Origin of the sequence: Xanthobacter aminoxidans, from assembly GCF_023571765.1 — a bacterium.
Lineage (GTDB): Bacteria > Pseudomonadota > Alphaproteobacteria > Rhizobiales > Xanthobacteraceae > Xanthobacter > Xanthobacter aminoxidans.
Genome location: NZ_JAMJXC010000014.1, coordinates 28,636 through 54,768, shown reverse-complemented (window position 1 = coordinate 54,768; position 26,133 = coordinate 28,636). Strand labels below are relative to the sequence as shown.

Annotated in this window: 23 protein-coding genes; 13 read left to right on the top strand and 10 right to left on the bottom strand. The window is 64.9% G+C overall.

The window, feature by feature from the left end:
- The first annotated feature begins 157 nt into the window (after positions 1 to 157).
- A complete protein-coding gene (locus tag EJ105_RS19335) occupies positions 158 to 841 on the top strand; it encodes a transglutaminase-like cysteine peptidase (protein WP_250167642.1) in 684 nt (227 codons plus the stop codon).
- A gap of 111 nt (positions 842 to 952) precedes the next feature.
- Here the strand turns inward: EJ105_RS19335 and EJ105_RS19330 are convergent, their stop codons facing one another.
- Positions 953 to 1,483, bottom strand: coding sequence for a gamma carbonic anhydrase family protein (locus EJ105_RS19330; RefSeq protein WP_024277444.1), 531 nt, complete (start codon positions 1,481 to 1,483; stop codon positions 953 to 955).
- A gap of 156 nt (positions 1,484 to 1,639) precedes the next feature.
- Between EJ105_RS19330 and EJ105_RS19325 the strand changes: the two genes are divergently transcribed.
- Positions 1,640 to 3,340 carry an O-linked N-acetylglucosamine transferase, SPINDLY family protein gene (locus EJ105_RS19325; protein WP_250167641.1) on the top strand — a complete coding sequence of 567 codons (1,701 nt, stop codon included), beginning with the start codon at positions 1,640 to 1,642 and terminating at the stop codon, positions 3,338 to 3,340.
- Positions 3,341 to 3,349: 9 nt separating this feature from the next.
- On the opposite strand, the gene EJ105_RS19320 is transcribed toward EJ105_RS19325, so the two are convergent.
- Positions 3,350 to 3,859, bottom strand: a complete 510-nt coding sequence (locus tag EJ105_RS19320) for a low affinity iron permease family protein (protein ID WP_250167640.1) — start codon at positions 3,857 to 3,859, stop codon at positions 3,350 to 3,352.
- Positions 3,860 to 4,016: 157 nt separating this feature from the next.
- Here EJ105_RS19320 and EJ105_RS19315 point away from each other — a divergent pair, with 157 nt between their 5' ends.
- The 6 genes from EJ105_RS19315 (at position 4,017) to EJ105_RS19290 (ending at position 10,013) form a co-directional block, all read left to right on the top strand.
- Positions 4,017 to 4,376: a hypothetical protein gene (locus tag EJ105_RS19315; protein WP_024277441.1), complete on the top strand. Its 360-nt coding sequence runs from the start codon at positions 4,017 to 4,019 to the stop codon at positions 4,374 to 4,376.
- A gap of 92 nt (positions 4,377 to 4,468) precedes the next feature.
- Positions 4,469 to 5,131 (top strand): 5'-methylthioadenosine/S-adenosylhomocysteine nucleosidase, encoded by a 663-nt coding sequence (locus tag EJ105_RS19310; RefSeq protein WP_250167639.1) that lies wholly within the window; start codon positions 4,469 to 4,471, stop codon positions 5,129 to 5,131.
- 22 nt (positions 5,132 to 5,153) lie between these two features.
- On the top strand, positions 5,154 to 6,455 hold the full coding sequence (locus EJ105_RS19305) for an RsmB/NOP family class I SAM-dependent RNA methyltransferase (protein ID WP_250167638.1): 1,302 nt from the start codon (positions 5,154 to 5,156) through the stop codon (positions 6,453 to 6,455).
- A 91-nt stretch (positions 6,456 to 6,546) separates the two neighbouring features.
- Positions 6,547 to 6,768, top strand: coding sequence for a hypothetical protein (locus EJ105_RS19300; RefSeq protein ID WP_250167637.1), 222 nt, complete (start codon positions 6,547 to 6,549; stop codon positions 6,766 to 6,768).
- Positions 6,769 to 6,874: 106 nt separating this feature from the next.
- Positions 6,875 to 8,443 carry a glutamine-hydrolyzing GMP synthase gene (gene guaA / locus EJ105_RS19295; RefSeq protein WP_250167636.1) on the top strand — a complete coding sequence of 523 codons (1,569 nt, stop codon included), beginning with the start codon at positions 6,875 to 6,877 and terminating at the stop codon, positions 8,441 to 8,443.
- A gap of 220 nt (positions 8,444 to 8,663) precedes the next feature.
- Positions 8,664 to 10,013: a tyrosine-type recombinase/integrase gene (locus tag EJ105_RS19290; protein ID WP_250167635.1), complete on the top strand. Its 1,350-nt coding sequence runs from the start codon at positions 8,664 to 8,666 to the stop codon at positions 10,011 to 10,013.
- A 1-nt stretch (position 10,014) separates the two neighbouring features.
- Here EJ105_RS19290 and EJ105_RS19285 read toward each other — a convergent pair whose 3' ends face one another.
- Positions 10,015 to 10,245, bottom strand: a complete 231-nt coding sequence (locus EJ105_RS19285; protein WP_250167634.1) for a helix-turn-helix transcriptional regulator — start codon at positions 10,243 to 10,245, stop codon at positions 10,015 to 10,017.
- Positions 10,246 to 10,373: 128 nt separating this feature from the next.
- The gene (gene traA, locus EJ105_RS19280) at positions 10,374 to 13,292 is read right to left on the bottom strand and encodes a Ti-type conjugative transfer relaxase TraA (protein WP_250167633.1); all 2,919 of its coding nucleotides are present in this window, start codon (positions 13,290 to 13,292) and stop codon (positions 10,374 to 10,376) included.
- A gap of 172 nt (positions 13,293 to 13,464) precedes the next feature.
- Here traA and EJ105_RS19275 point away from each other — a divergent pair, with 172 nt between their 5' ends.
- Entirely contained in the window at positions 13,465 to 13,791 is a 327-nt protein-coding gene (locus EJ105_RS19275) for a conjugal transfer protein TraD (RefSeq protein ID WP_250167700.1), read from the top strand.
- A 1-nt stretch (position 13,792) separates the two neighbouring features.
- Positions 13,793 to 14,038 (top strand): conjugal transfer protein TraD, encoded by a 246-nt coding sequence (locus EJ105_RS19270; protein WP_250167632.1) that lies wholly within the window; start codon positions 13,793 to 13,795, stop codon positions 14,036 to 14,038.
- On the opposite strand, the gene EJ105_RS19265 is transcribed toward EJ105_RS19270, so the two are convergent.
- Entirely contained in the window at positions 14,035 to 14,643 is a 609-nt protein-coding gene (locus tag EJ105_RS19265; RefSeq protein WP_250167631.1) for a nucleotidyl transferase AbiEii/AbiGii toxin family protein, read from the bottom strand. The two genes, EJ105_RS19270 and EJ105_RS19265, sit on opposite strands and share 4 nt — an antisense overlap.
- Before the next feature lie 295 nt (positions 14,644 to 14,938).
- Here EJ105_RS19265 and EJ105_RS19260 point away from each other — a divergent pair, with 295 nt between their 5' ends.
- The 3 genes from EJ105_RS19260 to EJ105_RS19250 all read left to right on the top strand — a co-directional run bounded on the left by EJ105_RS19260 (position 14,939) and on the right by EJ105_RS19250 (position 20,124).
- Positions 14,939 to 15,100, top strand: coding sequence for a helix-turn-helix domain-containing protein (locus EJ105_RS19260; RefSeq protein WP_250167630.1), 162 nt, complete (start codon positions 14,939 to 14,941; stop codon positions 15,098 to 15,100).
- 15 nt (positions 15,101 to 15,115) lie between these two features.
- Complete coding sequence (locus tag EJ105_RS19255; RefSeq protein ID WP_250167629.1) at positions 15,116 to 16,087, top strand: RES family NAD+ phosphorylase; 972 nt, start codon at positions 15,116 to 15,118, stop codon at positions 16,085 to 16,087.
- 341 nt (positions 16,088 to 16,428) lie between these two features.
- Positions 16,429 to 20,124, top strand: coding sequence for a hypothetical protein (locus EJ105_RS19250; RefSeq protein WP_250167628.1), 3,696 nt, complete (start codon positions 16,429 to 16,431; stop codon positions 20,122 to 20,124).
- 630 nt (positions 20,125 to 20,754) lie between these two features.
- Here the strand turns inward: EJ105_RS19250 and EJ105_RS19245 are convergent.
- The 5 genes from EJ105_RS19245 to EJ105_RS19225 all read right to left on the bottom strand — a co-directional run bounded on the left by EJ105_RS19245 (position 20,755) and on the right by EJ105_RS19225 (position 25,927).
- The gene (locus EJ105_RS19245; protein ID WP_250167627.1) at positions 20,755 to 21,810 is read right to left on the bottom strand and encodes a hypothetical protein; all 1,056 of its coding nucleotides are present in this window, start codon (positions 21,808 to 21,810) and stop codon (positions 20,755 to 20,757) included.
- A gap of 138 nt (positions 21,811 to 21,948) precedes the next feature.
- Positions 21,949 to 22,473, bottom strand: a complete 525-nt coding sequence (locus EJ105_RS19240; protein WP_250167626.1) for a phenolic acid decarboxylase — start codon at positions 22,471 to 22,473, stop codon at positions 21,949 to 21,951.
- Between the two features lie 69 nt (positions 22,474 to 22,542).
- Positions 22,543 to 24,018: a UbiD family decarboxylase gene (locus EJ105_RS19235; protein ID WP_250167625.1), complete on the bottom strand. Its 1,476-nt coding sequence runs from the start codon at positions 24,016 to 24,018 to the stop codon at positions 22,543 to 22,545.
- The gene (locus EJ105_RS19230) at positions 24,018 to 24,650 is read right to left on the bottom strand and encodes a UbiX family flavin prenyltransferase (RefSeq protein WP_250167624.1); all 633 of its coding nucleotides are present in this window, start codon (positions 24,648 to 24,650) and stop codon (positions 24,018 to 24,020) included. Before EJ105_RS19230 ends, EJ105_RS19235 begins: the two co-directional genes overlap by 1 nt.
- Before the next feature lie 104 nt (positions 24,651 to 24,754).
- Positions 24,755 to 25,927 carry a PAS domain-containing protein gene (locus tag EJ105_RS19225; protein WP_250167623.1) on the bottom strand — a complete coding sequence of 391 codons (1,173 nt, stop codon included), beginning with the start codon at positions 25,925 to 25,927 and terminating at the stop codon, positions 24,755 to 24,757.
- Positions 25,928 to 26,133: the final 206 nt, after the last annotated feature.

Genomic DNA, 26,133 nt, shown 5'->3' with positions numbered 1-26,133 from the left:
GCGCGTGCCGGGGTGGCGGCGGCGCAACAGCCCAAAAGGATCGCAGAATCGGGAGGTAAATTGAAACCGGGCCATTAAGGTTAACAGAAGGTTGACGGAGCCAAGCCCCACGGGTTGAGGCATTATCTTTTTGTTAACTCCGCTCGGACCCCCGGCAATGTCGAAGCGCGTTTCGCTCCTCAGCCTTCCTCTGGCGCTGGCCGCATGGGTCGCGCTTCTGGGCGCAAGCGTCCCCGCCGCCGCGCAGGAAAATCGCGCGCAGGACGCCCGCGGGCAGCTCCGTCTCGCAAACCTCGCCGCCGCCTTCGCGCCGCGCCACCTCGCGGATGGGCGCTACACCTCCGCCCCGTCCGGCTATGTCCGTTTCTGCGCCGAGAATGGCGCTGACTGCCGCGCCGCCGGTCCCCTCATGCCCGCGATCCGGCTCGATGCCGAGCACAAGGCCGAGCTTGAGCGCGTCAATCGCACCGTCAACGAGGTGGTCCAGCCCGAAACCGACCTCGACCATTACGGCGAGACCGAGCGCTGGGCCTATCCCGACGACGGCCGCGGTGATTGCGAGGACTATGTGCTCGAAAAGCGCCGCCGCCTCATCAACGCCGGCTGGCCGACTTCTGTTCTGCTCATCACGGTGGTGCGCGACCACGAGGGCGACGGCCACGCCGTGCTCACCGTCATCACCGACAAGGGCGACCTCATCCTCGACAACCAGGAAGCCGAGATCCACACCTGGACCGACACGGGCTATCGCTTCGTCAAGCGCCAGTCGAAGGAAGATCCCTCCCAGTGGGTGTCCCTCGGCGAGACCCGGGTGCCGCCGGTGGTGGGCACCGGCCGCTGACAGCTTGACCTTCAAAGGGTCGCCTCGCCGGCTTCTGCCTCAGCGAGACGAAAACGGGCCGGAACCGACGCCGCGGTTCCGGCCCGTTTTGCATTGAAATACGGCGGACCCTCAGTCGATGCGCTTGAGGCCGGCCGCATACTGGGGCCAGCGGTGCTGGTAGCCCGCCGCCGTCGCGATCAGCCGCTCGGCCGCCGCCTCGTCCAGCGTGCGGGCGACCTTGGCCGGAGCGCCGACAATGAGCGAATAGGGCTCGAAGGTCTTGCCCTCGGTCACGAGGGCCATGGAGCCGACGAGGCAGTGATCGCCGATGACCGCGCCGTTGAGCACGGTCGCGCCCATGCCCACCAGCGCCCCCTCCCCCACCGTGCAGCCATGCAGCGTCACATTATGGCCAATGGTGGCCTTGGGGCCGAGCGTCATGGGATAGCCGGGGTCGGTGTGGAGAACGCAGTTCTCCTGGATGTTCGTGCCCTCGCCGACGACGATGGGCTCATTGTCGCCGCGCAGCACCGCGCCAAACCAGATGCTCGCGCCCTCCTTCACGATCACCCGGCCGATGAGGACGGCGGTGGGGGCGATCCAGAAATTGCCGGAGGCGGGCAGCTCCGGGGCGATGCCGTCGAGGGCATAAAGCGGCATGGGGTTCCTCCAGAAGATCGGTCGGTGGCCGGCGTGGCGGCCGGGCGCGCCAGCCCCTGCCTATCGCCATCGGCGCCCGCATGCTAGAGGCGCCCAACGCCTCCCCTTCGCGCTGGCTGCGCCCAGCCGACTTGCAGAGCCCAGCCGACCGAGACCATGTCCCAGCCCCCTCCGCTCCCCCCGCCCCTCGCGAAGCTGCTCTATGACGGCTACCAGCTCCAGTTGCGCGAGCAGTATGAGGACGCGGCGCGGGCCTATCGCAAGATCCTGAAGTCCGTCCCGGACCATGCCGACGTCATCCAGCTGCTCGGCATCTGCCGCGCCCGGCAGGGCCGCGAGGCGGAGGCCATCGAGCTCTATCGCAAGGCGCTGGCGCGGCGGCCGGACGATCCCAAGCTCCATTACAATCTCGCCCTCGCTTACGGCGCGCTGAAGCGCACGGCCGAGGAAGTCGCCGCCATGGGCGAGGCCTTCGCGCGCGACCCGACCCTGCCGCTCGCCGCCAACGTGCTGTTTCCCGCCCGCCGCGCCACCTGCGACTGGCGCGGCCACGCGCGGCTTCTGGAAAACCTGCGGCTCGGCGCCATCGGCCAGAGCGCGCCCTCCATTCCCTTCCTCACGCTCTATCTGGACGACCCCGCGATGCATCTCGCCGGGGCACGGCGCTGGGTGGAGGCGGAGAAGACGCCCGCGCGGCCGCTCGTTTTCGATCACTCCGCCCGGCGCGCCGCCACGGGCCCGATCCGCGTCGCCTACGTCTCGGCCGACTTCCGCATCCATCCCACCACCCACCTCATCGCCGGCCTGCTGGACCGGCACGACCGCAGCCGGTTCGAGATCACCGCCGTCTCCATCGGCCCGGACGACGGCTCGCCCGAGCGGGCGCGGGTGAAGGGGGCGGTGGACCGCTTCCTCGATGTGGAGAAGGCGAGCACCGAGGACATCGCCCGGCAGATGGCCGGGCTCGGCATCGACATCGCCGTCGACCTCATGGGCCACACCCAGGGCGAGCGCATGGCCCTGTTCGCCCATCGCCCGGCGCCGGTACAGGTGGCCTTCCTGGGCTATCCCGGCACCAGCGGAGCCAGCTTCTTCGACTACGTGATCGCCGATCCGGTGGTGCTGCCCTTCGCGGATGCGCCTTTCTACAGCGAAAAGATCGTCCAGCTGCCGCACTGCTACCAACCGAACGATCCCGACCTGCCCGTCGCCGAGCCGCCGGGACGCGCCGCCTGCGGGCTGCCCGAAGACGCCTTCGTGTTCGTCTCCTTCAATGCCGCCTGGAAGCTTGATCCGGAAGCCTTCTCCAGCTTCGCCCGCATCCTCGCCGCCGTGCCGGGATCGGTGCTCTGGCTGCTGGAGGGGCGGGCCGGCACAGACGACAATCTGCGCCGGGAGGCCGAGCGGCGCGGGCTCGACCCATCGCGGCTCGTCTTCGCGCCGCGCGTGCCGCTGAAGGAGCATCTCGCCCGCATCGGCCATGCGGACCTCTTCCTCGACACCTTCCCCTACACCGCCCACACCACCGCCAGCGATGCGCTGCGGCGCGGGGTGCCCATCGTGACCCGCACCGGCCGCTCCTTCGCCTCGCGGGTGGCGGACTGCCTCATGCGTCAGGTGGGCCTGGGTGATCTCGCGACGACCACGCCCGGGGCGTTCGAGGCGCTCGCCATTTCGCTCGCCCGTGATCCCGCGGCGCTCGCCGAGGTGCGCGCCCGCCTCCAGGCGGGACTGCCCGCCTCGCCGCTGTTCGCCGTGGACCTTTATGCGCGCCACATCGAGAGCGCCTACGAGACCATGGCGGCGCGGATGCGCGCCGGAGCGCCGCCCGAGGCGTTTGCCGTCGCGGCACTCTGAACAGACGGCTCAGCCGGCGACCGGCGCGCCTTCGGCCTTCCCCCGGCCCGGATCGCACTCCGGCGCCTCGGAGAGGGGCACCCGGCCCCGGCTGTCCCCGTCCTCCCGCGCCTTGTCGGCGAGGAGCGCATATTCGAGCCGGAGGCGCTCCAGCACCTCCTCGTCCAGATCCTCCAGGTCGAGCAGGCTCTCGCGCGGGCCATCGAGGCGGGCGATCAGCTCGTCCAGCTTGATCTGGAGCGCGGCCGTGTCGCGGTTCTGGCTGTTCTGGATCAGGAACACCATCAGGAAGGTGACGATGCTGGTGGAGGTGTTGATGACCAGCTGCCAGGTGTCGTTGAAGCCGAAGATCGGCCCCGTGAGCCCCCAGACCACCAGAACCAGCACCGCGATGATGAAGGTGACGGGCTTGCCCGCCCATCGCGATACGGCCTGCGACACGCGGGTGAAGAACGGGCGCGGGGCGCGGCCGGATTCGACCTTGCGCCGCAGTTCGCGGATGTCGTCCTGATTGCTCATGTGTGATGCCTCCGCGGGGCCGTACAAAGACGGGGCGCCGCGCACCGGATGCGTTCGTCATGGAAAGAACGCAGCGAGGGAACGAACGGCCGCGCCGGCGGTTCCGCTCATGGCTGCGCTGGCGCTTGATGGGCACGCGCGCCGCCCGGAGGCTTCCATGACCGTTCAGATGATCCTGCTGCCGCTTTTCGTCCACGTGGCCCTGGTGCTCGCCGTGCTGCTGCGCGCCGTGCGCTCCACCGAGGTGACGGCGGACGGATTGCGCGCCGGCCTCGCCGCCGTGCTGTTCTACACCCTGACCTGCCTCGCCCTGTTCACCCGCAAGGCGGACGTGGCCTTCGTGGTGCTGGCCTGGATCTTCGTGCTGCTGCGCCTCGCCGCCGCCTTCCCCCAGATGCTCTCCCCCAAGCTGCGGGCCGAGCGCGGCATCGGCGGGGTCAGCCTCGATCTTGCAAGCCTTGCCGTGCTGACCCTGATGTGGGTTCTGTTCGCCTTCGCCATCCTCCTCAACATCTGAAAGCGGGGCGGTTGACAGGCGGGCCGCGGCAGCCGAGGAGTTGAGGTCTTTGCAGACCGGGTGCCCGGCCGGGCGCCCCACTGGAACTTGCGATGACCGATCCCGCCCGCCACGTCCTCGCCTTCGGCGGCCATGACGTCCTCTTCGTCATGGCGACCAGCCAGGAATACGGAGAGCACCTGAAGGCCCGCATCGACCCGCTCATCACCGGCGTCGGCCCGGTGGAGGCGGCCGTGGAGACGGCGCGGGCCCTCGCCATCCTGCACCATCAGGGCCGCCATCCGGACCTGGTGGTGACGCTGGGGTCGGCCGGCTCGCGGCGGCTCGATCACGCGGAAGTCTATCAGGTCGCCCGGGTCGCCTATCGCGACATGGATGCCTCGGCGCTCGGCTTCGAACGCGGCAAGACGCCCTTCCTCGACGAGCCGGTGGTGGTGGAGCTGCCCCACCGCATCGCCGGCGTGCCGGAAGCCTCCCTCTCCACCGGCGGGGCCATCATCTCGGGCGCGGCCTATGATGCCATCGCCGAGGACATGGTGGACATGGAAACCTTCGCCGTGCTGCGCGCCGCCCGCCGCCACGGCGTGCCCCTGCTCGGCCTGCGCGGCATCAGCGACGGCAAGGCCGAGCTGACCGGCTATGCCGACTGGACCGAATATCTCCACATCATCGACGAGAAGCTGGCCCGCGCCCTGGACCAGTTCGCCCGCCAGCTGACCGCGGAGGGGCTCGCCCCCGCCGCGAAGCAGGCCTGACCCGACAACCAGAAGAGCCACCGTGACCCCTGCCGCCCGCCTTTCCGCCGCCATCGAGATCCTCGCCGACGTCTCCGCGCGCCGCCGCCCCGCCGCCGACGCGCTGAAGGACTGGGGCCTCTCCCACCGCTTCGCCGGATCGGGCGACCGCGCGGCCATCGCCGGCATCCTCTACGACACCCTGCGCCGGCGCGCCTCCGCCGCCCATGTGATGGGATCGGAGGAGCCGCGTGCCCTGGTGTTCGGCATGCTGGCGCTCATGCGCGGCCTTTCGGTGGATGATATCGCGGCGCTCGCCGATGGCGGACGCTTCGCCCCGGCGCCCCTCTCGGAGGCCGAGCGCGCCCGCCTCGCGGACCCAAGCCTCGAGGGCGCGGCGCCCTTCGTGCGCGGCGACTATCCCCAGTGGCTGCACGCCTCGCTGCGGCATGTGTTCGGCGAGAGCGTGATCGAGGAAGGCGCGGCGCTGGCCGCACGCGCCCCGCTGGATCTGCGCATCAACACGCTGAAGGGCGAGCCCGAGGCGGTGAAGGCGGAACTCTCCCACCTTCACCCCGAGCCCTGCCGCTTCTCGCCCCTCGCTTTGCGCATCAGGCTCGATTCCGAGGGCAAGGCGCCGCCGGTCTCCGCCGAGCCGGCCTTCCTGCGCGGCGAGGTGGAGGTGCAGGACGAGGGCTCCCAGCTCGCCGCCATCCTCGCCCGCCCCATCCCCGGAAGCCAGGTGCTGGATCTGTGCGCCGGCGCCGGCGGCAAGACGCTGGAATTCGCGGCGCTCATGGACAACAAGGGCCAGATCTACGCCCACGACAGCGACATCCGCCGCCTGAAGCCCATGCACGAGCGCCTCGCCCGCGCCGGCGTGCGCAACGTGCAGGTGCGGAGCCCGCGCGGCGCCGAGGACGTGCTGCACGACCTCGAAGGCAAGATGGACCTCGTCCTCGTGGACGCCCCCTGCACCGGCACCGGTACCTGGCGGCGCAACCCCGACGCCAAATGGCGCGTGCGCCCCGGTGCGCTGGCCCAGCGCACCGCCGAGCAGGCCAAGATTCTGGAACAGGCCGCCCATTATGTCCGCCCCGGCGGCCGGCTGGCCTATGTCACCTGCTCGCTGCTGGACGAGGAGAACGGCGCCCAGGTGCGCGCCCTCCTCAACAAGCGCGAGGATTTCGCCCCCGTCGCCCCCACCGAGGCCGTTCTGGCGCTGGGCGCCTCCGGCCCCGCGCTGGCGGAAGCGGCACTGGCCAGCCGCGAGGGCCTGCTGATGACCCCGCGCCGCACCGGCACGGACGGCTTCTTCGTGAGCGTGATGAAGCGGGCGGGGTGAGGCGACGCGCGGCCCCTGTCCGCCTCGAATGAACTTTCAGCGCAAGCGGGGCGTTGTCCGCGCGAATGCCACTGCGCTGAAAGGACAGGCCATGGGTCTCATCCGCCTGCTGCTCCTCGTGGTCGTCCTCGTCGGCGGCTACTGGGCCTATTATGTCTACGCCTCCGGCGAGCCCTATGACGAGATCGGCACCGCCATCAATTCCCGCCTCCCCGAACAGGCCCGTTCATTCGGCTGCGCGGAGCTGAAGCGCCGGCATTCCGGCGCCGTGAACGCGCCCGCCGGTTGCGAGCCGTTCTGGACGCGCATCTGACCCGAGCCGCGGGCTCATACGAGCCCTGCGCGGCGCTTGACTTTTGGAATCGGTGCTTTGCGGTTAAAGGAGGGGCGAAATTCGCCCTCTCGCCCAAGGCTTCACCATGACCGCCGCACCCGCCGCCTCCCAGGACACCGTCCTCATTATCGATTTCGGCAGCCAGGTGACGCAGCTCATCGCCCGCCGGGTCCGCGAGGACGGGGTCTATTCCGAGGTGGTGCCGTTCCAGAAGGCGGAGGAGGCCGTTGCCCGCCTCAAGCCCAAGGCCATCATCCTCTCCGGCGGCCCGGCCTCGGTGATCGAGGGGCAGAGCCCGAAGGCACCCGATGCGGCGTTCGCGGCGGGCGTGCCGGTTCTGGGCATCTGCTACGGCGAGCAGTGCATGGCGGCGCAGCTCGGCGGCGCGGTGGAGGCGGGCCACCACCGCGAGTTTGGCCGCGCCGAGGTGACGGTCCAGAAGTCCGTGCCCCTGTTCGACGGCGTCTGGCGCCCCGGCGAGCGCCACACCGTGTGGATGAGCCACGGCGACCGCGTGACCCGCCTGCCCGAGGGCTTCGAGGTGGTGGCCACCTCCGAGAACGCCCCCTTCGCCGCCATCGCCGACGTGTCGCGCAACTATTACGGCGTGCAGTTCCATCCCGAGGTGGTGCATACGCCGGACGGCGCGCGCCTTCTCTCCAATTTCGTACGCAAGGTGGCGGGCCTCGAAGGCACCTGGACCATGGGCGCCTTCCGCGAGCGCGCCATCGCCCGCATCCGCGAGCAGGTGGGCTCCGGTCGGGTCATCTGCGGCCTCTCCGGCGGGGTGGATTCCTCCGTCGCGGCGGTGCTCATCCACGAGGCCATCGGCGACCAGCTCACCTGCGTGTTCGTGGACCACGGCCTGATGCGCCAGGCGGAGGCGGACGAGGTGGTCTCGCTCTTCCGCGGCCACTACAACATCCCCCTCGTCCATGTGAACGCCGCCGACCTGTTCCTGAAGGAACTGGAGGGCGTCGAAGACCCGGAAGTGAAGAGAAAGACCATCGGCCGGCTCTTCATCGACGTGTTTGACGCCGAAGCCAAGAAGGTGGGCGGCGCCGATTTCCTCGCCCAGGGCACGCTCTATCCGGATGTGATCGAGAGCGTTTCCTTCGCCGGCGGCCCCTCCGTCACCATCAAGAGCCACCACAATGTGGGCGGGCTGCCCGACCGCATGAACATGAAGCTGGTGGAGCCCCTGCGCGACCTGTTCAAGGACGAGGTGCGCGCGCTCGGCCGCGAGCTCGGCCTGCCGGAGAGCTTCGTCGGCCGCCACCCCTTCCCCGGTCCCGGCCTCGCCATCCGCTGCCCCGGCGCGGTGACGCAGGAAAAGCTCGACATCCTGCGCAAGGCCGACGCCATCTATCTCGAAGAAATCCGCTACGCCGGCCTCTACGACGTGATCTGGCAGGCCTTCGCCGTGCTCCTGCCCGTGCGCACCGTAGGCGTGATGGGCGACGGCCGCACCTACGACCACGTCCTGGCCCTGCGCGCCGTCACCTCCGTCGACGGGATGACCGCCGACTTCTACCCCTTCGACATGACCTTCCTCGGCCGCACCGCCACCCGCATCATCAACGAAGTGAAGGGCGTCAACCGCGTGGTCTACGACGTGACGTCGAAGCCCCCGGGGACCATCGAGTGGGAGTGAATTAGGGTGGTTTCAGACCGTCCTGCTCCGTGCCAAAAATCGCACGATCTCTTTGACTGACAAGGATTATTTTTCCCACCCCGTATCGCTGCGTGTCACCACAGCCGGGCCACTTTGTTGGTAGCGATGTTGGTATGGCGCAGGATGGTCGAGAAACGGGCTTCCGATACCAACAGCCCATCTTGATGGTATCGGTTTGCCCCAGACCGGATGCGGACTTATGGTTCATCTTACTGATAAAGAATTGAAAATTCTGAAGCCGAGGGCCAAGCTTTATAAGGTGGCGGACCGCGACGGGATGCACGCAGCCGTCACGCCCACGGGTGTCATCTCGTTCCGATACCACTACCGGGTGAACGGACGGCAGGAGACGCTGACCATCGGCCGATATAGCGCCGAGGCGGCGCGCAGCCTCACACGGGCGCCCGATGCGCTGGAATACGGCATGGAGGTGTCGCTTGCGGAGGCCAGGACGCTGCTGGCGCGCGCCCGGCGTCAGGTCGAGCGGGGTGAGTCGCCGTCGAAAGCCAAGGTGGAGAAGCGCACCGCGTCAGCCGAGGCGTTCACGTTCGGCGGGTGGGCGGAAGCCTATTTCAAGCACAAGGCCGATCCCAAGTCGGGGACCGAGAAACTCGCCGACAGCACCTTGGCGATGCGCCGATCCGTCTATGATCGCGCCATCGCGGGAGAGTTGTCGAAGCTCAAGCTGGGGGAAGTGACGCCGCAGCGTCTCAAACGTCTGTGCGACGAGGTCAAAGAGAAGCGCGGGCCGGCCGTCGCCGTGCATGTCCGCGAGGTCGTGTTGCTGGTGTTCCGCCACGCCCAAGGATGCGGGCTGGACGTGAGCAACCCGGCCGAGTCGATCCGTACCAGCGCCATCGCCACCTTCGAGCCGCGCGAGCGCGCCCTGTCTCCATCCGAGGTCCGCGCGGTCCTGACGGCGCTGGATCATGTGACGGCGGCGCCCACGCTCCGCTTGGCGGTGAAGTTTGTCCTGCTGACCGGCGTTCGCAAGTCGGAATTCATCGACGCCACATGGAAGGAAATCGACTTCGCCGCCGCGCGCTGGACGATCCCGGCCGAGCGCATGAAGGCCGGCAAGGCACATGTCGTCCCGCTGAGCGATCAGGCTCTGGATATCCTGACGGCGTTCCGCACCATGTTCGGCGCCAGCCGATATCTGCACCCCGGCCGATACGATGGCGATACGCCCATCAGCAACGCCACGCTCAACCGCGTAATCGACACGGTCGTAGAGCGCATCCGGGAGGATGATCCCGACTTTCAGAGCTTCGGCGTTCACGACCTGCGCCGCACGTTCTCGACCGGCTTAAATCGCGCCAAGTTTGATGATCGGTGGATCGAGATGAGTTTGGCCCACGCGCCCCGGAACCGGATCGCGGCCGTCTACAACGTGAATCGCTACCTCGCCGAGCGGAAGATCATGCTTCAGTGCTGGGCTGATATGCTCGACGCCTGGGTGAAGGGCGAATCCGCGAGAGAGCTGATCGCCGACGCGAAGCGACGCGCCGCCGAGGTCCACGACGACGAAGTGGACGACGATCTTTGAACTACGTGCGGCTCGCGTCCATTCTGTCAGTCGTTGTCATTGTGGCCCGCCAGCCAGCGGGATCGGCGATCCATCGGTCGATTTCGGATTCATGCCAGCCCGCGCCGTTGGCGCTGATTTTGATCTGTGCGGGGAAGGTGCCCTCGGCGATCTTGCGGTAAATGGTGGACCGCGAGAGGCCGGTCCGGGCGAGGACGGTTCTCAGGCGGATGATACGGTCTGGTTGGCGCACGGCTGCCTCGACTTCTGCTGGCTTTGTCTGACTGCTCCCGAGCCAGACAGGACAAGGATTTATCGCTGTGCAAGAGGGTTTTGCGCGCCGTCGCAGCGGGGCGCGCCGGCGGCGTAAAATAGGCGGGGTCAAAACCCGATGTTCCGGCCTCTGCCAAGGTCGATGCCGTGGCTGAAGGCGAGTTCCAATCCGAGTCGGCGGCCCGATTCGACCCCGATTCCGAGGTCTCGCTTGCGGCCGGCGAGGATCGACTCGAGCTGCGGATCGCGTTCGAGGCTCATCGCCATGTCGCCCATCGCCGATCGCGTGGCCTTGTAGCCGGACATGTCCGCCGCCTGATACTGGCGCTGGCAGGTCTGGCCGAGCTCCCGCCAGCGTTCCACGAAGCGATCGGCGCGGCGCTGCGGATCGGTGCGCAGTTCGGTTTCGAGTTGTAGGGCGCGGATGGCGCGGGCGGTGCGCCCCGTGGCCGCTTCCGAGGCCAGTTCCGGGTTCTTCTTGTAGGCGGCTTCGGCATCGTGCGAGCCATAGGGCCGCACCTCCTCGAAGACCTTGCGGGCCTCCTGCAATTCCTTCACCTGCTCCGGGTTGGCCTTGCCGCCCCGCTCCTGCGTCTCGAAGATCGCATCCACGGCGCGGGCATGGCGGATGAGCGCCTCGGTGCGGGCGCGACGCAGCGCCGCTTCCGGGTCTTCCGCCACTTTCCTTTCCGGCCCCTGTCCGCCGGCGGCGGGCAGGCGCAGGCCGTCGAACATGCCGCGCACCTTCTCGGGCACGACCTTGCGCACGATCTCGGCCACGCGGGCGCGGAAAGTGATCCCGCGCCGTTCGGCATAATCGCGGGCCGGCTCGAGCCGCTCGTAATCCGACGCCATATCCTTGGTACGGTCGCGCGACACGGCGCCGAGAAGCCGGTCCTGGCTCGTGAAGTCGTCATGGCCATAATGCAACTCCATGCGTTCGCGGTGGCGCGACATGGCGACATAGGCGCCGTGGGCGTCCAGGCCCGGCGTAGCCAGAACGTGGGTGCGGTCCACGGTCATGCCCTGAGCCTTGTGGATGGTTGCCGCATAGCCGTGGTCGATGCGGTCGTAATCCTTCAGGTCAAAACGAACGGAACGACCGTCGTCGGTGCGCACGCTCATGCTCTGCGTGCTGACCTGTTCGATGGCGCCGAGCGTGCCGTTCTTGACGCCAAGGCCGCGCTCGTTCTGAAGGAACATGACGCGATCTCCGCGCGCGAAGCCGCGCTCACCGCGTTCGACCACTAGGCGCACCTCGTCGCCGAGATTTCCGGCGTCCCGCATCCTGCCGCGCGCGGCCTCGTTCAAGGCGCGCACCTCGGCATTGGTGTGGGTGAGGATGATACGGCTGCGGCCCGGCGACGCCTGACGGTCGTGATCCCAGCGGTCGATCAGATCGTCACGCGCCTGTTCCCGGTGCGCAGCGGCATGGACCATGCCATGTTTGTCATAGGCATGGAGCGCATCGGCGGTTCGGCCGGTCGCCAGATCGCGCGTTGCGTCGCGCTGCCAGTCCTCCCGCTGGCGGCGCACCTCGCCGATCTCCGCCCCACCGTGACGTTGGTGGATAGACCGGAACGCCGCGCCGGCTTCGATGGATTGCAATTGTTGTGGATCGCCGACCAGCACCACCTTGGCGCCGGCCTCGGCGGCATGAGACAGCACGCGCTCCAACTGGCGCGTGCCGACCATGCCCGCCTCGTCGATCACCAGAACATCGCGCGCGGTGAGCACATCGCGGCCCTGTCCCCAACCGTGTTCCAGGCTGGCGATGGTGCGCGACGAGATGCCCGATCCGCTTTCGAGATTCTCGGCGGCGATGCCGGACAGCGCCACGCCTCGCACCTCGTAGCCCGCCGCTTCCCAAGCTTCGCGCGCCACACCCAGCATCGCGCTCTTCCCCGTTCCGGCGTAACCAACGACGACGCCGAGATCGCGCCCGTCCGTGACGTGCGCCAGCGCGTCGACCTGCTCTCCCGAAAGGACGAGACCGCGCGCTTCCGCGCGCGCCAGCGCCGCTTCACGGTCCCTGTCACTAACCTTGTGGCGCTCCTTCGCAGCCATGAGGTCGGCAGCGCGGTGCAAGCGCTGCTCGGTCTCGATCATCTGGCGGGTGGTGAAGCGATCCTCGCCCCGTCCATCCTTGCCCAATTGGACCAGATCGAGCGCCTCCCGCATCGCGCCCATCACCGCATTGAACTGGTCGCTCCCGTCGCTGTGCCGATGGGCGAACATCGCCATGTCACGCCGCGTGAAGGTCGATTGCTGATGCGTGATGGCGTCGAGCGCCAGGGCGGGATCGGTGATGATGCGCTCGCCATTGCCGCGTGCGATCTCGCGATGCATTTCCGCGCGGTCGGCAGCCTCGACACCTTCGCCTTCGATGCGATGCGCGGGCGCGCCGATCTGGCTTTGCGGCTCCAGCACGATGCCCTGCGCTTCCAGGCTGCGATGGTCGATGCGCGCGTCGACGTCGAGTTCGGCAAGTCGCTCGTTGGCAAGCTCTGCCCAACGCTCCCGCCAGCGTTCGAGCAACTCGGTGCGGTTCCACTCCCGCACCTTCGGACCGAAGCCATTCTCGTCAACCGTGCGCATGGTCAGCATGACATGCGCGTGGGGCTTCAGCATTCCGTCCTCGGCCAGATCCCAATGCACATTGAGGTCGGCGATCATGCCCTGGTCCACGAATTCGGACCGCACGAAATCGCGGGCGAGTTCGATGCCCTGGCGCTCCGTCATCTCGCGCGGAATGGCGAATTCGACCTCGCGGGCGAGCTGCGCATCCTTTCTGATCTCGAGCGCCTCGACATCGTTCCAAAGTCGTTCGCGGTCCTTCCACGGCTCCGGCGCATTCTCCGGCAGCAACACCTCGGAATGGACGACGCCGTGCTTGGCCGAGAAATCGTGACTGCGCCCGAGCCTGTCGTCGCGCAACCGCGAGGCCGAGCGGTAGGCGGCGGACGCCACCGCGCTGGAGCCGCATTTGCGGCCGATGACCTTGACGTGAAGATGATAGATCGCCATCGCGATCCGAACATCATCACAGCGAAGCGCACGTCGGAACGACGTATAAGCGCGCCCTCCCTCGAAAAATTCTCGGGAGGGACCACGCCGTCCCCAACTGTCCCGGCAACCTTACAGCGTTTCGGCAGGCGCTCGACTATCATCTTTCCGTCAACAGCATGTGGAGGAAATGATGCGCAAGCCACGGGACTTCGACGCAGAATTGAAGTCGCTCGAACACAAGGCGCGAGACCTCAGAAGCCGCAAGGTGCAACAGCTCGGCGAGCTGGTCATTTCGACTGGAGCCGACGCGCTCAGCGCCGACGAATTGGCGGGCGCACTGATCGTGCTGGCGGAAACCAAGGATGCCGGAAAGAGGGAGGCATGGGCGAAACGTGGGGCCGCGTACTTTCAGGGCCGGTCGCGACAAACTGCGTCGGCGCCTGGTCGCGACACTGGCGGCGATCCGGCGCAACCGCGTGGCGCGCAACCGGCATCAGACGGCACAGGCGCGGCATGACATGCGCGCCTGGCAGGTCGAGCGCCGCAAGCGCACGCGACATCTGATCGAACTCGGCGGCCTCGTCATCAAAGCCGGAATCGTGGACCTGACCGGCGACGACCGCGCCATCATCTACGGCGCGCTCCTCTGGATGGCCGACAAGCTCCGAAGCGATGAGCGCGAGAAGGCGTTGGCGCTCTGGACTGCGAAGGGGAAAGAGGCGTTCGAGGACAGCCGAAGTGTTGGCATCGACACACATACCTAGACTCCGAACCGTTCCCGCATTTCCCCGGCCTTCGCCCATTCGTCGCCGGGTATCCGGTCGATCAGTTCCTTCATCACTTGGACAAACGTGGCTTCGAGCGTTTCGTTGGTCGGCCTGGCGCGTTCCGTCGAAAGCAGCGAACGCATGTCGGTGAAGAATGTCGGATTGGCGATTTTCTGGAACATGCGCTGCTGCGCTTCGACCCTGGAAATTGCTGTCTCCGCCTTCTCGAGGTAGAGCAGGAAACATTCGACGATCCGGGCCGTGTCCAGCCCCTCGAACACGTTGAGCGCGTGATCGAGGTCGAACAGATCGCGGCCCTTGTTGCGCTGAAGCAAGGCCCGCAGTTTGGTCGCCAGCATTTCCTGCCGCGAGAAGGTCGGGATTGCCGCCTCGCCGGTGAACCACGGGTTTTCGACGCCGGACGGAATCTCGATGGCGGATCGTAGGCTTCCCGCTCGCGTGTGTTGATTTCGACCTCGAAGTTGATGCGCGCATCGGCAGGCTCGCCTTCCGCATCGACGCGAAAGCGGGTTTGGGAGCGACGGAGCTTGGATCGGACTTTGCCTTGCCAAGCCACGGTTCCAGTACAGCGCGAACACCATCGAGGACCGGCCCAATCGGTCCGGCGCTCGTCCGCACGAGGCGGGATGCGTAGGAGGCCCGAGCGCCCAACTCGGATCATAGTTCACTATCCGCTTTAAAGGCGGAAATATCGATATGATTCGAGACATGAATCGTCCATGATACTTCGCTTTCAAATCCGATTATGCGACATGATACCGTGACGCCCCTGGCTCCTGCACCGCAGCATGCTATACGGACGAGCGAGCACCGCAATCGTCTCGAATTTTCTCTTATCGTCTGTATGCTTCATTGGGCGCGACTCGTGATGGACGCATGATCGACGAAATCCTGACAGTCCGGGAGGTGGGAGAACTTCTCAAGATCAATGAGAAAACCGCCTACAAGCTCGCCCCGGCGGGCGAAATTCCGCGCTTAAAGGTGGGTGGATCGCGGCGATTCGCCGCGAACAGGAAATCACCAGCATATCAACTATAAGGCAACGAGAAGACTATGGTAAGCAAATATTTCTCAGATAATACGATGGAAGAGCGACAAGAAATATTCCAGGAATATTTCGACCGTGACCTAGAGCGCTACTTCTCGTCGCGCATTTCCTGTTGTGAAAAATGCTTCGATGAATTCTGCGGCGAATGGCCGGGCACGGCGTCTCGCGATGATGATTTTCTGACCTCGGGGATCGAAATTTCTTACTTCCTGGAGCAGAGCCGCATTCAGGAGGCCTTTCATCCGGATGAAATCGCTCTGTTTTCAAAGGAGCTACGCTGTCCGAACTGCGACGCCGTTTTAGATGGCGTATTCTACATATTTGAACACAAGTTCCTTGTTTATGATTTCAATCTCGGCTCCATCTCCGATCTCGCGCGCACGTCACCATTTTTGTTGCTGAGTCATCCGTTTGCGGCAAAGGTTTTTGAGGTCATCAAACGCAAAGTTGACACGGCAGAAACTCTCCCCGGCAAGGCGATCTGGTATCGGGGCAGAATGGCGCGGGACGTTCCCGATCCTGCAACGCTGGCGCACTTTGCTCCGCCACCTGCCGCGAAGGTCTATGAAGGGCGATACAACCACGCGGGCCACCCAATGCTTTACCTCGCGGGCTCCGTGGATACAGTCAAGGGGGAAATGCGCGCCTCCGAGGGGATAGCGGTGGCCGAGATCGAGCTGGACCTGCCGTGTCGTGTGCTCGACCTGATGATCGCCGACTACATCGATGGTGATGATGATGAAGTCATTCAGTGTCTGGCTCGTTCAGCCCTCTGCATGGCACCACGGAAATCTGATGGCTGGGATCGACCGGAGTATGTGTTCACGAGGTTCGTTGGTGACTGCGCCCGGCATGCTGGCTTTGGAGCGATCAGATATGGATCGGTGCAGGATAGTCAAGGTGTGAACGTCGTCGTCCTCAAGCCTCCGGCTGATTTCAGCGCGTGCGCCCGGCTGATTTCAGTTCAGGTCATATAACCTCTTCGTATAGTAGCCCTTCGACGGAAGACGCGGCCGCAGGAGCGTCTTGAGGCGCGGGACCGACCGCAGCCGCGAGACCGAAAAAGGGCCGCCGTAGGAGCGTCAGCATAGCGCCCCCGACAGCGGGACGCGGGACCGACTGCCGCCGGCGAGCGGCACACCGTCAGCGCGAGGTACCATCACCCGACAGGGCCAGACACATGTTCTCCTCATAAGGTGATCGGCTATCCTAAGAGATACCCAGCGAATAGCGGTCGCTCCAAAATGGAGGCGCCTGGAGCCCGAATCCCTTACGATAGACGAGTCATTTTGGCCCTTCTCGATCCATCTTGGGGACTATGGAAACTGGTGAGACCATACGCCTCTTGGCGGGCATAACAGATGAAGGCAGGTTCGAACGCCTAGCGACCGCTGTTCTGCGCAAATCCGACCCGCTCTACGCGCTTGTCGGTCACCCCGGCGTCAACGCCGAAGGAAAAACTGTAAAGTCCCCGGTGGATGGTATTGCCTTCGTGCCCGGGGCAGTACCGCCTCATATGATCGTCATTCATCACACTATCACCGTGGGCAAAGACCTTGATGGCAAGTGGCTGCACGATCCGGCCACAGTGAAAGTGCGCGCCAAAGGCGGAAAGCCGACTGAGCCCGCAGGCGACGTGGTCAAGACCTCCGCCATAGTCGCCGATGAACGAACCAGGACCCCCGACCTGAAAGCGACGTTAGTCCTTACGAGCAATCAGGATCCGGGTCAGGAAATTGTCAGGGATGTTCATGCAGCTGGCGCCAGCGCAGGCCTGGCGATCGATATCTGGTCGCGCTCCCGGATCGCTGACTTCCTCGATAACGATCCCGACGGTCAATGGCTTAGGCGTCAATATCTCGGGATTGAACAGGAGCGGATTTCCGAGAGCCTTTTGCGTGAGCTGTCGGGGACGAGCCTCCAAGCGGCGGCGCCGCCTGACGATCCAGCTGCGTGGGTTGAGCGAGAGCTTGATCGTGTTCTGGCTGCTGGGGATGACGAAAGAGTGATGTTTTTGATCGCGGACTCGGGCAGCGGCAAAAGTGTGGCTTGCTACAAGAGGTTGCGAGACAACCTGGATAATGGTGCTTTCTCGCTGGTCCTGAGCGACGAGGACGTCGCCGGATCGGCCACGCTCGACCAGGCGCTTGAGGCCACGCTACGCAGGCTTCATCCGGCACTAGCTCCCGGTGCCGGTGGTGCTGCGCGTCAGCTTGGGACGCCAGCGCAACCGCTCCTGATTACGGTCGAAGATATCAACCGATCAGGGCGTGGAGCGTCATTGATCGAACGAATTGCGCGCTGGTCGGAAGACGCAACGGCGGGTGCAGATGGCTGGAAGATCATCTGTCCGGTGTGGCCTCAGGTCCTGTCGTCGTTATCGGACGGTGCCCGGAAACGGATCAATGCGAAGGCCGTCTTCGCTCCGCCGCTTTCGAAGGGTGAAGGAACGCTCGCCGTACAACGGCGGCAGTCCTGTCAGGGTCGCACGATTTCGGAGTTCGACGCCGCCGCACTTTCGGAAGCGCTGGGTCACGATCCTCTTCTGATTGCTCTTCACGACCCTGACCGCGCCCCGAGCGTCGATCGTACGATTGGACAATTCATCGAGTGGTCGTTGCAGCGCCTTTCGGCCACCCGACAGGAGTACTCGCCAGCGGAGTATCGCAAAGCGCTGCGAAATACAGCGAAAAGTATCCTGCAACGACGCCAGCTCGATCCAGAGTGGCTGATGCTTCTCAGCTGGCCTGAGGTAGGAAGCGATGTTGCGGCCCTTCGTCACCTTATACAGCATGGCGAGATCATTCGCGTCTCCGGTCCATCGGCGGGAGAGCGGCTCGTGTTCCGCCACGACCGTGTACGGGAGTGGTTGCTCGCCGATGGGTTTGGAGAACTATTGACAGGAGGACAGGCACCGAATGACCTCGTGTCAGACCCGTTCTTCGCAGACATGATCGGGCTCGCGCTGGCAAGTGGCTTTATCGCGGCGGGGCACATTCCATCTGTTGTTGATGCGAACCCGCTCGCCGGCTTTTGCGCTTTGCGACACATGAACGCTCCATCACAGCCGACGCATCAGGTCATCATCGACTGCGTGATGGCGTGGCTCGATGCAAACAATTCCGGCAGCCGGGAACATCGATCCTTCCAATGGGATGCCGCGAGGATGCTGGCTGAATGCGAAGGGCCGCACATTTTGCCCATTGCCGGAAAGCTCCGCGATCGGTCATGGAACGGATTGCGAGCAAGATTCCGGAATGGTGATCTTATGGGTGGGATCGCGTTATGCCAGCAAACCGAACTCGGAACACGCGTTGCAGGATTCGAGGAGTTCCTGGACCACGTTAAAAGACGGTGCGGTAAAGGCCTGATCAATTCGTTGAGTGGTTTTCTGCGTCGACCAACACTGTCTGCCTGGGAGCGAAGCGGTGCTTTGCGCCTCGCCGGCCATCTTGCAGCTCCAGAACTGGCTGCGGCGGTCACCTCATGTTGGGATGGAGATACCGATCGGCAAAACGGTTTGGCCGAATACCTCTGGGCTTTTGCTGAATGCAGCAGAGATCCCGCGGAAGCCGAAGTATCGTTAAAGCCAGTCTGCGATCTGTGGGCGACCCTACCTGATACGGCTGCGGAAGAGCATACGACCCCTCCTCGCATTCGGGTTGCCGAGTATGGCCTTAGGTGGGCGTTTCAGCGGAAACCACCGGAGGCCGCGATCCCTTACCTTATCGAAAAAGCTAAATCCGACGACCTGAAGTGGCCCATCACCGTTTTGTTCGAAGGTATGGATCAACCGAACGCTGTCGAATTTATAGTGCGCGAAATCGCCCGACGTGACGCGGAAATTGAAGGGACGGGAAGGTTCTGGCCGTTCTCTTCGCACGCTGCGGATGACTTCAAGCGTAGACAGGACGAAACAGGCCGAGCGATGTCTGAGCGCTCGCGCGCTCGCCTTCTGCCGCTGTGGCAAAATGAAGCCGGGGAAAAGCACCTGCGCAAGCAAGCGCTCCGTTTCTGGTCCTCGACAAAGAACCATGGTGATGTCGAAATTCTTCGATCCACGAAAGAAGACGATGTTCTTTTCGATCAGGTGCTTTGGCAGCGTATACGTCGACACGACAAAACAGCAGTGCCCGCATTTCTGGAGAAACTGCGGACGGATCGACGCGGATACTGGTGGCAGCTCGGTCGCGAATACTGGACTGATGAAATGACAGAGGCGCTGGATACTGCCTTGTGGAGACGCTCAAAGACAGTCGCGCCGCCTGGAGGATCCGAGCCCGAGAGGGATGGGCCAGACTGGATTCTGTCCGAGATGGTCATGAATCTCTCCTCTGGCCAGGCCGAGACCATTCTGCTTCGCCATTGGCCGGATTTGCGCAATTCCAGCTACTACTTGGCCGCAGCCTTGTTTTTCTCAACCCCAGCGCTCCTCGCATCTGTAGCGGACGCTGTGCAACAGAGCGCTGATCCAAAATATCTATTCAATTACCTCTCAATGAAAGTAGGTCGTACGCGCGGCATGGGTGGAAAGCGGACTGGATTTGACCAGATCAGTCAGATCGTAGCGATTCTTCCGTACCTCGACTACCTGAGTGAATCGGACATCCATCAGCTTTGGGATACATGCAATAAGCACGGATGGCACTCGTTGCGAAGACAACATCTGGATGAGCGCCTGTCAGCGGAGTGGAAGAGCCGAGAACTCTCAGAGGCGAGCGCTATTGCCTATCTCGACGACGCTCTCAAACAGACATTCCCATGGATTGATCACTGGATTGACCGGCGCATCCAGAGCGGCTGGAGCAAGGACGAGATACTCGCTCTCGTCGCGCGTTGGTCTGACGAACAGAAGACGACGAAGGCCTTGGAGGTATTGGCCTCAGCGATCGTTTATACGGGTGCGAGGGGTAATTTAGACCTTATGAACACAACCGGGGCCGTTCCCGCGCAGGAGGCCGACGCGATCCGTAGCGACACAATCTATGCGGTCATGCGTAGCACGTTGACGTAAGAGCTTCTATCCAAAGATCTATCGCCGCCCCTCTAATGATAGAATGAAAAAATGATGAATTTTTCTAAGACGAATAATTTTTAATAAAATGAAATTTTGTTTTGCCCGTTCGGCGAATTGGCGCAGCAAATAAATCGCCCCGTCGCCATGCAGCGATACGATGGATCGATTACATCTTCATGGAGATGCGCACGACGGAGATGTCGCAAAATCTTTCCTTGTCGTAGTGCTATCGTGAAAGCGCATCGGTAATGGCCTAGAGAGAGGGGCGGGGAGGTATGCCCTCCCGAAGTCAAACTCTTTCCGTCTGCGTCCTCGCGATGCTCATTCATGATGCGCACCCGCTTATAGCGGGAAGGACCGCCTTGTAGAATCTGCAAACTAAGCGCCTCTACGCTGGTGGTATCGCAGTTGGTATTGACTTGGAACGCAGGTGGAAAATTAAGTTACTGCAATGCGCACGCAAGCCTATTGACGATCGAGTGGGAGTGAACTAGGGCGGTTTCAGACCATCCCGCGCCGTACCGGAAATCACAGCCACCGTCTGATTGGCGAGGATTATTTTTCTTGTCCCGTATCGCTGCATTTCACAGTGCCGCTCGCGCAATCGGGGGGCGGGATGAGCATTTTTCAGTCCATAAGATGTGAAATTTCACCTGCAACGTCTGCGGCGGTCTGCCTGAGAAGCTTCAACGTCTGCACGGTTCTGCGCGCACCAGTCTCTCCAAGGAAGAACATGTGGTTGCCCGGCAGCGTCGCGCTCAGCCGCGGGGCAACGGTCCTGACGTGCTCGACCAGCAACGCCCATTTCTCGTCAGGAAGCGCGGCGAGCTTGTCCGCTTGCGAGAAAACGAGGCCTTCGCACAGCTGCTGGGTGATGTAGACGCCCCAGGTGGAGCGGTCCGTGAGCGCGTGCCGGGCGTCGATGGCGGAAGCGTGCGTCATCAAGGCGAGTGGCGGAAAGGCGCGATACTGGGCGGTGCCGACCTCGCGCGCGTCGCCGGCCGGGTCGGGAACGAACGCGCCGTCCCGGTAGCGCATGGCCGATGCTGCCAGCCCGACCGGGAAATCGCCGGTCATCTCGCGGGCGAACAGGTCGGCATCGAGCACCGCGTGGCCGGCAGCCGCGTTCTGATCCGCGAGGCATCGGAGCAGCCAGTCGAGGTAGGCGCCCCGGATCGCGGCGAGGCCGCTTGCGGCTGGCTTCATGTGGTCGAGGCCGGGCAGGGTATGGGGCAGCGCCGATGCCGCCGCCATCGCGATGAAAAGCTCGATGCCCTTTCCCCTGCCGCGCAGCGCGACATGAAGCGGCTCGGCAATTCGCCCCGCCATGCTCCAGCCGAGCACGATGGCGTTGGCCGGCAGGTCATTGCGGTTGATGTAGCGGGCGATGATCTCGGCGCTTTGCTCAGCCCAGTCGGTGACCGAGAACTGCGGGAATGCGGTGTCGAACACAGCCCTGTTGTCGATGGCATAGGACAGGCTCAGCGACGGGAAGCCATCCTCATGCAGCCAATGGCAAAGGAAATCGGCGGCCCTTCCTCCGGGCAGTCCATAGGCGATGCGGCCGAGCACCCCGCCTCCTGTGACGAACACCACGAGGGGAAGGCCCTCGCGCCCCGCCTCGAACCGAACCAGAGCCGGATAGCCGGCCGCCTCGGTCAACTCCTCGCCCGGATAGAGCATTGGGGATCTCGTCTGTGCTTCCGCCTGAGCGCGCCATGTCTCGCCCAAGGCTATACCGAGCATCGCGACTTGACGACGATTGAGGTCCCGGACTCCCATTGTCGAACGCTCCATGTCCCGTCCGGCCGCCGGCGCCCATCAGCCCACGTTGCGGCGCGTCGCATAGCCCGCAGGCAAGTCCTCGGGGGCGCAGGCGATGACGCTCTCGTCGTCGCGGCCGCACTCCTCCACGAAGGTAATATCGGCGAACTCGTCGACCAGCATGGTCGGATAGGCCGGCCCCGCGTCGCGATACTGACGCATCCGGTCGATTTTTTCGTTCTGGAAGCCGATGATCTTCTTCGGCTCCTGCTCGATCCAGCGCGGGAAGAAGGTGGCGCCGTGGGCGCGGTTCTCATTGAGATTGTAAGCGACGCTCACGCAGGTGCCCGTCGGCTCGTGCCAGGAGACCTTGTACACGCCGTCGGCGAGGCGGACGATGTGGACCTCCTGGCCCTTCACCCAACGCCCGCCGACCATGCCGCCATGCACGCGGTAGTCGATGGTGCGGTCGTTCTTGAAGTACATCTCATACTGCCAGCCATTGGCATAAGTATAGATGATGTGCTTGCCCACGAAGGCGGCGATCTCCGCCGTATGGGTGGAGTCGAATGCGTCGGTCATGGCTGTCCTCTCTCCGGCGCCGGGCTGATGGCTCGACCACCGGCTGTTGACGGGGGTGGATGGGGACGCTCACTTGAATCCGTATTCGCTCCAGCGGCGACACACGCGGTCGACGATCTCCGCCGGATAGCCGTGGCGGAACGAGGCCCGCATCGGCAGGGCTTCGCCCCATTCGTCCGGGGCAAGGCAGTTGTAGACAATCTTGCCGGTGTGGCCTGAAACCTTCTCGCTCCTGCGCAGATAGGCGAGAAGCGGCGCGGCCTCGATGTCGTCGAACACGGCATGGCCCAGCAACGGGTGGCAGCGGGTCGCGAAGGCCCAGACCAGTTCCTTCAGGTCCGTCGGATCGACGTCGTCATTGAGCACGATCACCTTGGGGATCCCCGCCTTGCTCGCGAACACCGTCTGGCCGATCCGCCGGCACAACGCGGCGCTCTCACCGACGCCGCTGCGACGGCGCCAGTCGCGCGGAACGGTGACCACCAGCCAATGCAGCGCCGACTGCAGCGGGATCCAGGCCGCGGTGGCCGGGATGCCGGCCAGGCGCAGGTCGTGGAGGAGCTGGGCTGAGCTGGGCAGGCCCCAGGCGGTGTGGTTCTCTTCCACCGGCTCGCCGGCGACCACCACCGGCAGGATAGCGTTGTCGCGATGGCTGATGGCGGAGACCCGGTAGGTGGGCCGGCGCGCCGGCGTGTCGAGAGGGATGTAGCCGGCGAACTCGCCCATGGGGCCTTCCTCGACGAGTTCGTCGAGATGGAGGTGTCCCTCGATCAGGATCTCCGCGCTGGCGGGAGCATCAAGCTCGACCGTCCTGCACCGAACGGTCCTGATCGCCCGCCCCATCAGCGCGCCGAGGCGCCCGCTCTCGTTGACATGGGCCGGCAGCGGCATGCCGCAAATGAAGGGAATGGAGGGCTCCACCCCGAGCGCCAGCGCGAACGGCATCGGCTTGCCCAGATCCGCCCAGGCCTTCGCCACCATGCCAAAGTGCTGCTCCGGCGCCACGATCCCTGACAGGCGCTTGCCGTCGACCACCATCATCCGGGCGATGGACCAGTTGGTCCAGGTTCCGTCCGGCGTGCGCGCGACGATGCAGCCGAAGGTGTTCAGATAACGCCCGCCGTCCCCATAGTGCAGCAGCGGCGCGGGAAGCGCGGCGAGATCCACCGCGTCCCCGGTGAGCATGTTCTCGAACACCGGCGCATCGTCCACGACCACCGGCTCAATGGCCGGCCTGTCGAGGCTCGCGGCAATGGCCTCGGCGATCGCGAGACCGCCCGTGGTCGGCGGCAGCTCCAGCGCGACAGCAACGCGCACGAGCTCCATGCCGGGCTGCGCGCTGGTGCCGCCCGGAGCACCAAGGATGCGGAAGCGACCTGGGTGGTCGGAGAGAAGGTTGAACAGGGGCGCCGGCGCCCCGGTCTCGATGCAGAGCCGGATGATGGCGCCAAGCTCCAGGTCGAGGGACACCGGTGCGTCGATCTCCTGGATTTCCCCGAGGCCGCGCAGGGCCTCGATATAATGGCGCAGGTCGGTGAGGGGCATCAGGCGTCTCCCCCAGCGCGCGCGGCGGCGGAAGGAGCTGCTCGCGGCTGGCCGCCCCATCGAGTGAACAGGCCTGCGTCGAGATCGTACAGATCGAGCACGCGCCCGACGGTGTGGTTCACCATGTCCACGAGAGAGGCGGGGCGGTCGTAGAAGGCCGGCACCGGCGGGAAGACGATGGCGCCGTTCTCGGTGGCCTGCGCCATGGCGCGGATGTGGCCCGCATGCACGGGCGTCTCGCGGAACATGAGGACCACCCGGCGGCGCTCCTTCAGGCAGACGTCGGCCGCGCGGGTGAGCAGGCCGTCGGTGTTGCCGGCGGCGATGGCGGACAGGCTCCGTACCGAACAGGGGGCGACGATCATGCCCATGGTGCGGAACGAGCCGGAGGCGATGGCGGCGCCGATGTCGGCATCCAGATAGCTGAAGTCCGCCATGGCGCGGACGTCGCGCACCTTCAGCTCGGTTTCGTGGGCAAGGGTGCGCTCACCCGGCTTCGACATGACGAGATGTGTCTCGATGTCGAGGCTCCGCAGCACCTCGAGGGCGCGCAGCCCGTAGATGATCCCAGTGGCGCCGCTGATCCCGACGATCATGCGCCGGCGTGGCGCAGGAATGACGTGCTGTTGCATGGCGTGCGTCCGGTGCAGGTTCGATTGAACGGAGCCTAGCCAGCCGGGCCAGAGGCCTCATCGTCAGAACTGTCTATGCGGGACGCGGGCCGACCGAACACCCTTCAACGCCGTTGCGGCACGAGTGCGCCAAGGGTCGCTATGGTGCGCTCGAAGTCGCGCAGGTTCTCTGCATCCGACTTGCCCAGGATCGATCGGATCTGGCTGCGGACGGTCATGAGCGAGACCCCGCGTCCGCGCGCCACATCCTCGGCGCTGGCACCGCCGGTGAGCGCGACGGCGACCTCCGCTTCAGCGCGGCTGAAGCCGAACATCTCGCACAGCATGTCCGCCTGCGGCACCACCTTGCGATTGAGCGGCCGTAGGAGGATGAGAGCCAAGGGCTCCCTGGCATCGCCTTCGTCCCGCCCTCTCACGTCATTGGCGAGGCCCAGCGGCGCCGGGGCGACCGTCAGCGCGGCGATGGCGCCGTTGCGCGAAGTGACACGCATAGCGCCCCCGGCGCCCCCTGACGTGGAGGAGGCAACGAGCTTGCGGAGCATGCCGGCCTCTTCGCGGGACATGGCCGCGAGGTACACGCCACTGCCGGCATAAGGGCCCGAGCGCATGGAGAACAGACCGGAATCGGGACCGGCCAGATACCTGCGGGCGAGATCGTTGATGAAGCGGATCTTCAGCCCTGCATCGACGACGCCCACGCCCACGGGAAGCGCGTCCAGGGCGGCCCGCGTCAGGGCCACCGCCTCGTCATCCCGCCCCAGCCGCGCGCGCAGCTCGATGGCGCGTTGGACATGCGGCATCAGGGTCTTGAGCAGGCGGACATGGGTTTCGTCGAATGCTCCCGTGTCGTCGCCGCGGGACACCAATATCGGAGTCGCCTCCGTGATACCGGCCATGCCGCCGATCACATGACGACGCTCGTGATGTCGCGCAAAGTCGAAGTAATATTCGCTGCGGAGGAGTTCTGTTTCGGCGACCAGCTCGGCACCGAGCTTCGCGTTGCCGAGGTGGTGGGCCCGCGCTGTCGCAAAGTCGTAGCGGGCCTTGGCAGCATAGGGGTCTCTGGCGTGGAAATAGGCCGAATAGGCGGTCTCGCTGCCGTCGGCAGGCATCAGCAAGTTGCGAGCCCCTCCGGGACCTCCGAGGACCAGCAGGGCGCGCCGGGCATCCATGATCCGGCAAATCCGATCGCCGACGTCGAACCAACTGCCATCTCCGGCGCCGGCCTGGTAGATAGCGCCGACGCAATCGGCGAGCTCGCGCTCCGTGTCTTTCACGCTGGGGCAACCTTGAAGGTAGCCGGAAGATGCCAGAGAATTGCAGGCCTTACAACGCATCCTGACCTAGAGGAGGGAGTGCGGCTAAGGCGGCGTTACCCGGGTCCTCCGCTCTTCTTTCAAGTCGAACAACAATCTTGGGTACCTCACCACTTCTGTTGATGTGCGTTCCAATGCCGTAGCAATAGGCTGACGTCCCATAAGCC

Excerpts from the sequence above, each read along its gene's own strand:
- EJ105_RS19335 (WP_250167642.1), top strand. The coding sequence starts at position 158 with ATGTCGAAGCGCGTTTCGCTCCTCAGCCTTCCTCTGGCGCTGGCCGCA.
- EJ105_RS19330 (WP_024277444.1), bottom strand. The coding sequence starts at position 1,483 with ATGCCGCTTTATGCCCTCGACGGCATCGCCCCGGAGCTGCCCGCCTCC.
- EJ105_RS19325 (WP_250167641.1), top strand. The coding sequence starts at position 1,640 with ATGTCCCAGCCCCCTCCGCTCCCCCCGCCCCTCGCGAAGCTGCTCTAT.
- EJ105_RS19320 (WP_250167640.1), bottom strand. The coding sequence starts at position 3,859 with ATGAGCAATCAGGACGACATCCGCGAACTGCGGCGCAAGGTCGAATCC.
- EJ105_RS19315 (WP_024277441.1), top strand. The coding sequence starts at position 4,017 with ATGACCGTTCAGATGATCCTGCTGCCGCTTTTCGTCCACGTGGCCCTG.
- EJ105_RS19310 (WP_250167639.1), top strand. The coding sequence starts at position 4,469 with ATGACCGATCCCGCCCGCCACGTCCTCGCCTTCGGCGGCCATGACGTC.
- EJ105_RS19300 (WP_250167637.1), top strand. The coding sequence starts at position 6,547 with ATGGGTCTCATCCGCCTGCTGCTCCTCGTGGTCGTCCTCGTCGGCGGC.
- guaA (WP_250167636.1), top strand. The coding sequence starts at position 6,875 with ATGACCGCCGCACCCGCCGCCTCCCAGGACACCGTCCTCATTATCGAT.
- EJ105_RS19290 (WP_250167635.1), top strand. The coding sequence starts at position 8,664 with ATGGTTCATCTTACTGATAAAGAATTGAAAATTCTGAAGCCGAGGGCC.
- traA (WP_250167633.1), bottom strand. The coding sequence starts at position 13,292 with ATGGCGATCTATCATCTTCACGTCAAGGTCATCGGCCGCAAATGCGGC.
- EJ105_RS19275 (WP_250167700.1), top strand. The coding sequence starts at position 13,465 with ATGCGCAAGCCACGGGACTTCGACGCAGAATTGAAGTCGCTCGAACAC.
- EJ105_RS19270 (WP_250167632.1), top strand. The coding sequence starts at position 13,793 with ATGCGCGCCTGGCAGGTCGAGCGCCGCAAGCGCACGCGACATCTGATC.
- EJ105_RS19265 (WP_250167631.1), bottom strand. The coding sequence starts at position 14,643 with ATGGTGTTCGCGCTGTACTGGAACCGTGGCTTGGCAAGGCAAAGTCCG.
- EJ105_RS19260 (WP_250167630.1), top strand. The coding sequence starts at position 14,939 with ATGATCGACGAAATCCTGACAGTCCGGGAGGTGGGAGAACTTCTCAAG.
- EJ105_RS19255 (WP_250167629.1), top strand. The coding sequence starts at position 15,116 with ATGGTAAGCAAATATTTCTCAGATAATACGATGGAAGAGCGACAAGAA.
- EJ105_RS19250 (WP_250167628.1), top strand. The coding sequence starts at position 16,429 with ATGGAAACTGGTGAGACCATACGCCTCTTGGCGGGCATAACAGATGAA.
- EJ105_RS19245 (WP_250167627.1), bottom strand. The coding sequence starts at position 21,810 with ATGCTCTATCCGGGCGAGGAGTTGACCGAGGCGGCCGGCTATCCGGCT.
- EJ105_RS19240 (WP_250167626.1), bottom strand. The coding sequence starts at position 22,473 with ATGACCGACGCATTCGACTCCACCCATACGGCGGAGATCGCCGCCTTC.
- EJ105_RS19235 (WP_250167625.1), bottom strand. The coding sequence starts at position 24,018 with ATGCCCCTCACCGACCTGCGCCATTATATCGAGGCCCTGCGCGGCCTC.
- EJ105_RS19230 (WP_250167624.1), bottom strand. The coding sequence starts at position 24,650 with ATGCAACAGCACGTCATTCCTGCGCCACGCCGGCGCATGATCGTCGGG.